This window comes from Natrinema soli (assembly GCF_028618695.1).
Genome location: NZ_JAQIVI010000791.1, coordinates 1 through 11,272 on the forward strand (window position 1 = coordinate 1; position 11,272 = coordinate 11,272).

The 11,272-nt window shown below is 60.8% G+C and carries 8 protein-coding genes and 1 pseudogene; 5 read left to right on the top strand and 4 right to left on the bottom strand.

Features of this window, described 5'->3' with window-relative positions; genetic code table 11:
- Window positions 1-563: 563 nt before the first annotated feature.
- Window positions 564-1,808: an NAD(P)/FAD-dependent oxidoreductase gene (locus PGX04_RS32590; protein WP_273742267.1), complete on the bottom strand. Its 1,245-nt coding sequence runs from the start codon at window positions 1,806-1,808 to the stop codon at window positions 564-566.
- A gap of 309 nt (window positions 1,809-2,117) precedes the next feature.
- Here PGX04_RS32590 and PGX04_RS32595 point away from each other — a divergent pair, with 309 nt between their 5' ends.
- Window positions 2,118-2,696, top strand: coding sequence for a DUF6149 family protein (locus tag PGX04_RS32595; protein ID WP_273742272.1), 579 nt, complete (start codon window positions 2,118-2,120; stop codon window positions 2,694-2,696).
- On the opposite strand, the gene PGX04_RS34910 is transcribed toward PGX04_RS32595, so the two are convergent.
- Together PGX04_RS34910 and PGX04_RS32600 are read right to left on the bottom strand one after the other, a co-directional pair.
- Window positions 2,697-3,071, bottom strand: coding sequence for an ion channel (locus tag PGX04_RS34910; RefSeq protein ID WP_377043870.1), 375 nt, complete (start codon window positions 3,069-3,071; stop codon window positions 2,697-2,699). It lies immediately after the preceding gene.
- Complete coding sequence (locus PGX04_RS32600) at window positions 3,068-4,294, bottom strand: pentapeptide repeat-containing protein (protein WP_273742268.1); 1,227 nt, start codon at window positions 4,292-4,294, stop codon at window positions 3,068-3,070. The genes PGX04_RS34910 and PGX04_RS32600 overlap by 4 nt, the downstream gene beginning before the upstream one ends.
- A gap of 149 nt (window positions 4,295-4,443) precedes the next feature.
- On the opposite strand from PGX04_RS32600, the gene PGX04_RS32605 reads away from it, so the two are divergent.
- Both PGX04_RS32605 and PGX04_RS32610 read left to right on the top strand, forming a co-directional pair.
- Window positions 4,444-5,691, top strand: a complete 1,248-nt coding sequence (locus tag PGX04_RS32605) for a polysaccharide deacetylase family protein (protein WP_273742269.1) — start codon at window positions 4,444-4,446, stop codon at window positions 5,689-5,691.
- A 73-nt stretch (window positions 5,692-5,764) separates the two neighbouring features.
- The gene (locus PGX04_RS32610; protein ID WP_273742270.1) at window positions 5,765-5,917 is read left to right on the top strand and encodes a hypothetical protein; all 153 of its coding nucleotides are present in this window, start codon (window positions 5,765-5,767) and stop codon (window positions 5,915-5,917) included.
- A gap of 68 nt (window positions 5,918-5,985) precedes the next feature.
- Here the strand turns inward: PGX04_RS32610 and PGX04_RS32615 are convergent.
- A pseudogene (locus tag PGX04_RS32615) lies at window positions 5,986-7,309 on the bottom strand (ABC transporter substrate-binding protein).
- A gap of 289 nt (window positions 7,310-7,598) precedes the next feature.
- Here PGX04_RS32615 and PGX04_RS32620 point away from each other — a divergent pair.
- Complete coding sequence (locus PGX04_RS32620; RefSeq protein ID WP_273742271.1) at window positions 7,599-10,943, top strand: methyl-accepting chemotaxis protein; 3,345 nt, start codon at window positions 7,599-7,601, stop codon at window positions 10,941-10,943.
- A gap of 54 nt (window positions 10,944-10,997) precedes the next feature.
- The coding region (locus PGX04_RS32625; protein ID WP_465263865.1) for a GHMP family kinase ATP-binding protein at window positions 10,998-11,272 on the top strand (275 nt) is incomplete at its 3' end.

Sequence of the window (11,272 nt, forward strand, 5' to 3'; positions counted from 1 at the left end):
CGCCGGCGGCCCCCAGCATCAGCGAGCGCCGCGACACCGCGGGCGACTCGCTCGAGCCGCCCGACGGCCTGTCGATCTCGTGATTCGATACCGCTCGTTCGTGTTCGCTCTTGTCTGTCATTTATTGCGTCCGCTTTCGATCGCGTTTCCCACGTCGGTTCCCCGATTCGTCCCTCGCGTTGCCCCTGTCAGTTCGGTATCCCCACCCCCGCAACTGCTGTTACCTTCCCTTTTGAAGGAAGTCTTATAATGTTTATTGCTGACCCGAAATTAGATTCCACTGATATCTACAATCACCAGTTTTTATATATAGCAATATTCAGATATTGACGAACAATTCGGAATAAATACTGGTCGCTTTCGTCATCGATCCGCGGAGCGGGTTCGAACCGAAGCCGCACACGAGAGAGCGAGACGCTGCCTCGAACGGGGCCGCCGACGAGGGAGTGAGCGGACGATTCGGGACGCGATCCGGATCGAACGTGCCGCGAAAATGGAGCGGTCGTCGTCGGGTTGCGGGCCCGCCGGTGTGGCCCCGCCGTCGACGCCGAACTACTGAGACACTACTGAGACTGTTCCTGTGCGGGCGCGAGGTCGTCCAGATCGACCTGCTTCTCGAGGAGGACATCGGCCTGGTCGGCGACGACGCGCTGGTCGCGCATCAGTTGCTTGTACTTGCTCTGGGGCGAGAGATCGCCGATGAGGACGCCGCCGACGATCCTGCCGTCCTTGAAGGCGACGCGTCGCCACTCGGTGTCGCTGTACCGTCGTTCGGCGTGTTCGTCGCCCAGCGTCGGGTGGCCGAAGGAGAGGAACGGGAAGTCGAAGTGCGTGATGGAGTAGGATGAGACCCACTGGAACTCCTCGACCGCCTCGTCGGCCGCCATGTTGGTCGCGGCGACTCGCCCCTGTTCCTTGGCCGAGCCCCACGAGCCGTTCTGGGCCTGCTCGCCCAGCAGGACGTCGTAGAAGCGGGTGAGGTCGCCGGCCGCGTAGATGTCGTCGACGGACGTCTGCATGTACTCGTCGACGACGATCCCGTTGTCTTCCTCGAGGTCGGCCCCGCGGAGGAACTCGGTGTTGAAGGTCAGCCCGATGGCGGCCCCGACGAAGTCGCACTCGTAGCGGTCGCCGTTGGGATCAACGGCGGCGGTGACGCGGCCGTCGTCGTCGGTCTCGAAGCGATCGACGCCGCTGTCGAAGACGGGGTCGACGCCGACCTCGCGCATGCCCTCGTGCATGATCTCGGCCCCGTCGGCCGAGAGCGCGTACCGCCACCAGCGGTCACCGCGCATCAGGAAGTCGGCATCGATCCCCTGCGCCCCGCAGACGGCCGCGAAGTCGATACCGAGCAGGCCGGCACCGACGATGACGCCCGTGTCTGCCCGTTCGGCGTGCTCACGGATGGCGCGGGCGTCCTGAAACGTCCAGAAGTGATGGACGCCGTCGGCATCGCTGTTTTCGACGGGCAACTGCGTCGGCGTCCCGCCGGTCGCGACGAGCAGCTTGTCGTAGGGGATCTCGCCGCTGTCGTGCGTGTGAACGACGTTCGCGTCCGTGTCGACGCTCGTCACGTACGTGTTCAGCGAGAGTTTGATGTCGCGGTCCTCGTACCACTCTTCGTCGTGGATCGAGATGGGGGCTTCGGGGAGTTTGCCTTTCGCGTGTTCTTTGATAAGAATCCGATTATACAGCGGCTCCCCCTCATCGGTGATGACGGTAATCTTCGCGTCCGGGTCTTCCTCCCGGAGGGTCTCGGCGGCAGAACTACCCGAGATCCCGTCACCGATGATGACGTACTGAGTCATATCCCGAACGTTCGTAATGCGGGTTAAAGTGGGTTGCTATCTCGTCTATTTTACCGGACCGGCCGGAACGACCCAACGATCGTAAACTCTGCGCCGAACACGTTCACCAGAATATCTCCTCCTCCCCCATTTCGATACCATCTTTTGGACGAGCAAGGGTTGCTGGTATCTCCGACGAACGGCTCCCGATCCCGCCCAGCGACCGAATCGGGAAACGCGGGCGACTTCGAGCGGCGACTCTCCGCCGAACGGTCGTCCCGAACAGTGTCGTCCGAACCGTTCTTTACCGTCCCGTCCGAACGCGACGGCATGAAGCTCCGCCAGAACGCGAAACACTTCGCCTATCGAAAGTCGCTCGAGACGCCGGGGATCCGCTCGGTCGCGAACGCGGGGCTGGTCAAACTCCACACCAAGATCTTCACCGGCAAAGCGGATCCCGACCGCGCCGAGGAACGACGGGCTCACCTCGAGGGGCTCTTCGACGCGACGATGGACGCCTACCTGCGGGCGCTCCAGGAGGGCTACTCCGAGGCCGAGGCCCGCGAGATCACGCACATCCAGGCCAACTTCGACTTCTACAACCACGGCTGGACCGAGATGATGGAGTTTCCGGGAGACGAACTCGAGGCCCACTACGACCGATACCGCGGGTTCTTCGACCGGTGGGACGTGACGATCGACGACCCCCTCGGCCAGTTCGCCCCGCCCGAGGGCCTTCCCGACGCGCCCTCGACGCCCGAGCGCCTCGAGAACCCCGAGCACCCCCACGCCGAGGGCGGCTTCGCCGACGACGTCTACGTCGAGACGGACGACGGCGAACTCGTCGTCGGCGGGCAGGACGAGCCCGACGACGTCGATGTTTCAGAGGTGGCCAACACGGATGAGTAACTAGCGAGTGATTCTGTTCGAGAACGAGAATAAGAGAAGGGCGACTAACAACGTGCCTAACAATGACTGGAAAGCTGCTAGCAGTCTGATTGTTAGTGTTATAGGCTCACTGTTACCATATCCTAGTGTGCTGAAAGTCGTAGTACTAAAATAGATCAAGTCTAATATTTCAGCAGCATATTCAGATGATGGGGGTACTTGATGAGGGAAGCCTAAGGAGGCTATAGAAGAATTCTCACCAGAACCAACCCTAACTCCGCCAATAAGCCCGTATAGAACAGAAAACAGCAAAATTGAGATAGAGGATACACCAACAACTCTATACGGACTTTCACCATATTTTGATGTCCACTTTCCTTCGCCAATATATTTCACTTAACAAATTCACTCCTTAATATTGCCAATTTTCTCCAGGACTCTTTCTCCCTGATACGGTATTCCCTTGCTTCCTCAAATAGTGCATTTTCCTGTAAGATTCGTTGATATTCTCCATAGACATATGCAGAATCTTCCAATTTTGAAATCTCTTTGTGGCTTTCTCCACTAAAGGCCATATAGATAGGAGGAATACGCATCAAAGCCAAGTTTACAAAAGAATCTTCTTCAATAGCTGTATCTGCATTCTTTTCAAAAATGCACTTTTCTCCAAATTCGGTTCTATTACTCAGTTGTATATCATTAAGTTTGGTCTTTTTGAACTCTGCGTTATGAAGAGATGCGGAGGAAAAGTCAATATCGTCCATAGATGACTCAAAGAAGATAGAATTAGATACATCTGCACCGGTGAAATCTACGCGGCTCAATTCAGATATATCGAAAGTATTTCCTATGAATGTAGAACCTATGAAATTAGAGTCACGGATCTCGATGCGTTCACCCGACAAACCCTCAATAGAACTCCGTTTGAAATCCGAATCAGATATTTCCATCCCCACAGCAATTGTACTCTCAATATTCACCTCATAAGCAGTCACATCAGAAATTCTTGCGCCATCAAGACTACAATTTTTGAAATTTGACCGCGCAATATGAGAACGGTCTACTGATAGTCCAGTTAATGACGCATCTTCGAAATCCACCCTATGGAAATGAGATTTACATAATGACGCGAAATTCAAACATGCTCCCTCAAATTCCGAACTATCGAAGGAGGAATTATTGAACTTGACGTCAGATAGATTTGCATCATTGAAAAAAGATGAGTGAAGATCTGAATTTTTGAATGTTGCACCAGATAGATCTGCACCGTCGAATATTGTAGACATTATACGGGAGTTCTCAAATGTGGCATTTTTAAGCGAACAATTAGAAAAGTCGATAGGAGATGTACCAACCTTGAATCCTTCTTTTGGTGTTTCCCCCTTTCGAAGTAATCTTGCCTGTGAATTATTGACTGATCCACTATTTACATCTCGAAGAATAGCTCCGTCTAGCTTCTCTGGATCGTCTTTTCTTTCGCGCTTTAACTCATCAAATGGTTTACCCCCATCGTCGGCGTGCCAGATGCATTCATCATGGCCACGCCATGGATCTCGCTCACAGATAGTATCAGAAGCATCCGTTGTTGTAGAATAGGTATGCCCACATTTTGATGACATCGGTACGTATCAATCTATGATAATCATATAATGATATTGGAATCAGATAGATAGCTAACCTATCCTATTGGCACATGGATCGATTACTCTGCTGAACCTGACGGTAATGATGTAGTAACAATAAATGAAAGTGTACTGTTCCATCGCCAATGCAGCGACGAACGTATCTCGCGGCGGCCGCGTCGCTTCCACTGGCGGGGTGCATGCAGTTGGAGGCAATCTCGAGCGACCGGGAGAAGAGGTCGGGGAACAGTTCGACGACGGGCGAGTCCGACAGTTCGGACAACGACACGACCGACGAACCGACGCCGGCCGAAACCGTCGATGACTTCGAGGAACTGGGCGCGTGGGAGGCCGTCGGCGGGACCCTCTCGCCGGCTCCCGACCGGGCCGTCGTCGGCTCCCAGAGCGGGCGCTTCGACATTCCGGCGACCGAGGCGAGTTCCAGGCTCACCCGTGAGTTCTCGTCGCCGTTCGACTGGTCGGCCGCTGCGCCCGGCGTCGCCGTCGCGTCGGCGGGCCTCGTCGTACCAGTGCTGCGGCTGGTCGACGTCGATGGGAACTGGGCCGACTTCCGACGCGGGATCAAAGGAGGGCTCCCGCTCGAGCGGTACAACTTCGGCGTCGAGGAGGTTTCCGACGGGTTCGATCCGGGCGCGGTCGAGACGGTTCACCTGCTCGTCTGGACGGGAGAGGGTGCGACGGAAACGGTCTGGTTCGACGATCTCCACGTCGTCCCGCGGCCGGAGCGGGGGAAGGTGATGATCCAGTTCGACGATTCCCACGTCACCGACTACACGGAAGCGCTACCGATCCTCGAGCAGTACGGTTACCCCGCGGTCTCGTTCGTCACGACCGGCTACGTCGACGGCGGCGAAGTCGGCGGGGCCCCTCGACTTTCGACCGCCCAGGTCTCCGAACTCCACGACGCCGGCTGGTGTATCGCCAACCACACCGCCAGTCACGAGGACCTGCCCGAGCTCAGCGCCGACGATCAGGCCGCCGAAATCCGTGGCGGACAGCAGTGGCTGCGCGAGCGCGGTCTCGACGAGGGTGCCGATTACTTCGCCTACCCGTTCGGCGCGTACGACGCGACGACGCTCGAGATCGTCGAAGCGCACCACGACCTCGCCTTCGGCGGCGGTCCGCCGGCCCAGGGATTCGTCTCGAACGCGCGACTCGCGCCGCGGATCGGCGAACCGAGCGCCGAGGAAGCGCGGACCGCGATCGAACGCACGGCGTCGATGCCGGGGATCACCTCGCTGTTCTTCCACCGGCTCGAGGGCGAGTCGCTCGCCGACTTCGAGGCGACGATCGAGACGATCCACGAGCACGAGTCCGCCGGCGAAATCGACGTGATCCTGCCGGCGGATCTCGAACGGGAGTTCATCGTCTAGGGCTCCTGCGGGCGGCTGACTGCCGCCGGTTCCCAAGCCGCTAAGTGGGCGGCGCACGCCGGGTCGAGAACGATTGTCTGTCTCTGAGCGCGAACGACCGGTCGCGGCGTTTACGATGGCGGGCCACGCCCTCGTCCATTGGTTCCTGTTCGCGGGCGCGCTGCTGGTCGGCGGCGATCGGTTCGCGGGGACGGCGGAGCCGCTCGAGGCGAACGCGGACGACTGAGCAGCGAGAGGTGTGCTCGAGCGTCGGGAAAAGCGGGAGAACGACTTCGATCGCTCGGTGCGTCTTCGTCAGAGCCAGTGCGGCGAGACGTACTCCGACGTGCTGTGTTTCTCGGGCCAGATGACCTCCTGCGTGCCCCCGCCCTCGCCGTCCGCCTGCCATTGCATGTAGAGGTTGTCCACGGGCTTGTACATGAGGTCGTGGGCGAACTGGTGATCTTTGTCGTAGAATTCGATGGTCCCGGTGGCTCCGTTAAACGAAACGTCCTCGAGCGCGGGGATCAGTTCGTCGGTCGACTGCGTCCCCCGTTCCTCGGCGACGTGAGCGTAGAGCTTGACCGCCTCGTAGCTCGTATAGCCGGTGTAGACGGGTGTCGAGTCGTACTCGTTCTCGTAGCGGTCGACGAAATCCTGTGTCAGGTTGCCGACCTCGCTGTTCGCGGTCGCGCTGATCAGGCTGATGCCGGACTGACACGCGCCGCCGGTGAGTTCCCAGTAGTTCGGGAGCTGCATCGGAACGTGAATCCCGCCGAACGCGAACGGGAACTGTCCGCGAGCCCAGTACGTCAGCGCGGGAATGCCGGTGTGTGCCATCCCGACGAACGCCGCATCGGCGCCCGACCTCGCCACGTCGGTGTATATGTCGGTGAAGTCGTTGGTCGCCGGCGGATAGCGCTGGTCCATCGCAATGTCGACCCCGACGTCGTCGAGCTGGTCCTGCATGACGTCCCACGGCCCCTCCGACCAGGGGTAGTCCTCGACGAGGACGGCGACCGAGTTCCAGCCGATGTTTTCGGCGTTGGTGTCCAGAAAATCGATCAACGAGTTCCCGAGATCGCGGTCGTTGGTCGGTCCGACGCGGAAGTGGTACTTGTACCGATCGTAGTTCTCGCTGACCTTTCGGCTCACGGCCGACGTCGCCGCACCCGTCGTCAGGTGAATCGTCTCCTGTTCGGCGATGTCTTCGATGATCGTCTCGAGCGAGGGGCTGTCGAAGACGCCGACCGTAACGTCGGCGTCCTCCTCGAGCACGAGTCGCTGGTACTGGCGGCGCGCCTCGAGCGGACTCGAGTTCGTGTCGCCGACGGCCAGTTCGACGTCGCGACCGAGTAGTCCCCCCCTCGTTGTTGATCTCATCGACGGCGACCTGCGCGCCGCGGGCCATCCCGCGACCGATATAGTCGCTATCGGGATCGCGAGCCAGCACCCCGATCGTGATCGGGTCCTCACTGCCGCTCCCACCGGTGATCGATCCCACCGTCCCGAGGCACCCTGCAAACGATAGAGTCGTTGCGCCGGCGGCCGTCGTTTTGAGCACCCGTCGGCGGTCGAGACCGCCGCGTCGGGTAGTGGGCGGCCCCGCCGACCCACCGTCGCGAATAAAGTCATCCATTCTGACCAGTCGTTTCGACCTCTGTTTCTTAACAATTTCGAAGACTATCAGTTATTATTTATAATACTTTCTACCATTCCTGTTGCGCAGTGAGTTTGTTTCGGAGGAAATACCCGAACCAACGGCCTCTGCGGAACACGTTGGGTATACTGCCAGTAATTCTCAGTATTCAGACCGGCCTTGCGGAAAGGAAGTGGTGAGGGACCAGTTGCCCGTCTCGCACTGATTATCACCTCCGATAACCGTGGATCACAATTTATGTACTGACGAACTCACGCCTGTCCTATCCATGGATTTCGCTCGACGGCTGGTGCCGAAAGCTATCCGACGCAGATACGCGGTCAAGTTCGGGATCGCGTTGCTCATTCTCGGGCTGTCGGTCGGCCTGATCGGATACGGTGCGACCGCAGGGATCACGAACCAGGTGGAAGACCGCGTCCAGACCGATCACGCGGCATCCGCCGGTCAGGAAGCACAGAGCCTGCAAATGTGGAACGAACAGAACGAACACACGATCGGAACGATCGCCCGATCGGACGTCGTCGCCAGCGACGATCCGGCGGCGATCGAAAATCGATTCCTCGACTGGAAGGAACACCTCGACACCGACACGTTTGATATCTCCTACGTCGACACCGCCAACGAGACGGTGCTCGCGTCGACCAGCGATTCGGTGAACGCGAGTACCGACGGGAGCGGCGACACGTCGCTGAGTCAGTTCGAAAACGTTCCCACCGACGCCTACGGGAGCGCCACGGAGAGCGTCCCGTGGGTCTCGGACACCTATACCGCCGCCGGAGAGTTCGACCAGACGACCGCCGTCATCACCTACGTGCAACACGCCGCCGAAAGCGAGAACCGCTCGATCGTCTACACGGCCAACATCGAGGCGTACGCGAACCAGCTGCAACAGGACGAGGGCGTCACGACGATGGTCGTCGACGGCGACGACGAGGTCATGCTCGACAACCAGGGGTACGGTGAGAACCACGAAACGCTCGGACTCGCGTACGGCGGCGACAGCGCCGTTCTGACCGACGCGCGAACCGAAGGCGCGTCCACACGACAGGTTTCGGGCTCCGACTTCGACTTCGACTTCGGCTCGCTCGAGACCGCCGCCTACGACTTCGATGAGAACGAGTACGTCACGAGCTCCGCGCGCGTGTTCGGGACGGACTGGGTCGTCGTGACCCACGAACCGTCCAGCCAGGCGCTCGGGTACGTCACCTCGATCAACCAGTACGGTCTCTCCGCGACGGTCCTCGGCGTCCTCATGATCGGCATGGTCGGTGCCGTCCTCGGTCGGAACACCGCCGTCTCGATCGACCGGCTCACCGACAAGGCCGGTCAGATGGAAGCGGGCAATCTCGATGTCGACCTCGAGACCAAGCGGATCGACAACATCGGCCGACTCTACGACGGCTTCGACTCGATGCGCGTCGCCTTGCGCGAGCAGATCGAGGAAGCCGAAGCCGCCCGCGAGGAGGCCGAGCGCGAACGCGAGCGCGTCCAGCAGATCAACGGCCACCTCGAGGAGAAGGCCGCCGAATACAGCGACGTGATGGAGGCGGCCGCAGACGGCGACCTGACCGCCCGGATGGAGGCCGACGGCGAGAACGAGTCGATGGCCGAGATCGCCGAGGACTTCAACGAGATGCTCGAGGAGATCGAGCAGACCGTCGCCGAGCTCAACCGGTTCGCGACCGACGTCGCGACGGCCTCCGAGCAGGTGACCGCCTCGAGCGAGGAAGTTCGCTCCGCGTCCCAACAGGTCACCGGCTCGATTCAGGAGATTTCCGACGGCGCGGATCGTCAGAACGAGTCGCTCCAGTCGGTCAACCAGGAGATGAGCGGGCTCTCGACGACGACTGAAGAGATCGCCGCCTCCTCGAACGAAGTGGCCGACATCGCCGAACGGACCGTCGACACCGGCCGAGACGGACAGGAAGCCGCACAGGCGGCGATCACTGCGATGGACGAGATCGAGGGCGAAGCCGGCGACGCCGTTTCCGAGATCCGCCGACTCGAGGAGGAAGTCCAGCAGATCGACGAACTCATCAACACGATTTCGGAGATCGCCCGCCAGACCAACATGCTGGCACTGAACGCCAACATCGAGGCCTCCCGATCCGCGGGCGGCAGCGACGACGAAGGGTTCTCCGTCGTCGCGAAGGAGGTCAAGGCGCTCTCCGAGGACGTCGCCGAGGCGGCCGACGAGGCCGAAGACCGACTCGAGGCGATTCGAGAACGCACCGAGCAGTCCGCCGTCGAGGTCGAAGGAACGAGCGCCGACATCGAGGACGCCAGTGAACAGGTCGAGGAGGCCGTTCACGCGCTCGAGGAGATCGCCGACCTCGCCCAGCAGACCAACGTGGGGGTCCAGGAAATCTCCGCGGCGACCGAAGAGCAGGCCGCCTCGACCCAGGAGGTCGTCGCGATGGTCGACGACGCCGCGACGATCTCGGAGGAGACCACCTCCGAAGCCGAAAACGTCGCCGCCGCCGCCGAAGAGCAGACCACTGCACTGACCGAGGTCACGCAGTCCGCCTCGAATCTCTCCCAGCAGGCCGCACAGCTCTCCGAGGCGCTCGACCGGTTCGATACCGAGGTCGACCGCGACGACGTGGACCTCGAGTCGATGGTCGAGATCGATACGGAGCCGGCGGCGGCCGAGTCGACGTTCGAGGTCGACACCGAGGCGACCGACGGATCGGACGACGAGAACCGAGGGATCACGTTCGATACGGCCGACGATCCGAGCGACACCGACTCGGACGACCCCCTCACGTTCGACGATGCCGCGGACGAGACGCTCGAGGCCGACCCGACCGATTCGGCCGCCGAGACGACCGATGTAGACCAGTTGGCCGCGGACGCACTCGAGAGCGATACGGACGACGAAGCGTTCGAAACCGATCCGGCTAACCGATCGTTCGATGCCGACCCGGCCGACGACCCCGTCGAGCCAGCGGATACCGAGCCTGACCAGGCGGGCGGCGACGAGTCACCCGCGGACGGGCAACGCGACGGCGATACCGGCGAGATCGGTGCGGAAGAGATCCTCGGGATCGAAGAGCGTGACGACGGTGCGACCGACATCGGCACGTCGGACACGACCGATGGATCGCCCGGCGAGACCGATCCGCTCGCGGAGGAGACGGCGGATCCACTTGCAGATACCACGGAGACGGCGGATCCGCTCGCAGAGGAGACGGCAGCGGCAGATCCACTTGCTGACGATAGTGACGCGAGTGCGCCGCTCGAGGACGAGCGCGATACGACGGCAGAGTCCGGAGATGACGATGTCGACACGAGCGCCGGATTCGAACCGACAGGCGACTCGGCAACCGACGACGACACGGTCGCTCAATCACTCGATCCGGTTGACGATGGGTCCGACGGCGAGGATGTCGGTGCGGGCGACTCGGGTACCGACCTCGAGCAGGGATCGACTGCTGGGGACGACGGTGACACCGAATCGGACGAATTGATGGCCGACGACGACGGTGACACCAAACCAGACGAATCGACAGCCGAGGACGACGCGACCGAGCGCGCGGATGACGATACCGAGTCGACCGAAAGCGACGACGTGTTCACGTTCGGCACGGCGAGTGACGAAGACGACGAGTAATCGGCGTCGGTCTCGTTCGCTACCTTTTTGACTGCCGTCTCGGAAGGAATCGGCATGCTCACCGTGCGGGCACCGGCGACGAGTGCGAACCTCGGGAGTGGCTTCGACGTCTTCGGCCTCGCTCTCGGAACGCCCGCCGACATCGTTCGGGTCGAGCGCGCCCCGGAGACGACGATTACGGTTACCGGAGCCGGCAGCGAGTACATCCCCGAAGATCCGGCCAAGAACACCGTCGGTGCGGTCGCCGAGGCCCTGGACGCCCCGGCCCGCATTCGGATCGACAAGGGCGTCCGCCCCTCCTCGGGGCTGGGCTCGTCGGCCGCGAGCGC

Coding starts and splice junctions, on each gene's coding strand:
- PGX04_RS32620 (WP_273742271.1), top strand. CDS start 7,599: ATGGATTTCGCTCGACGGCTGGTGCCGAAAGCTATCCGACGCAGATAC.
- PGX04_RS32605 (WP_273742269.1), top strand. CDS start 4,444: ATGCAGCGACGAACGTATCTCGCGGCGGCCGCGTCGCTTCCACTGGCG.
- PGX04_RS32595 (WP_273742272.1), top strand. CDS start 2,118: ATGAAGCTCCGCCAGAACGCGAAACACTTCGCCTATCGAAAGTCGCTC.
- PGX04_RS32600 (WP_273742268.1), bottom strand. CDS start 4,294: ATGTCATCAAAATGTGGGCATACCTATTCTACAACAACGGATGCTTCT.
- PGX04_RS32590 (WP_273742267.1), bottom strand. CDS start 1,808: ATGACTCAGTACGTCATCATCGGTGACGGGATCTCGGGTAGTTCTGCC.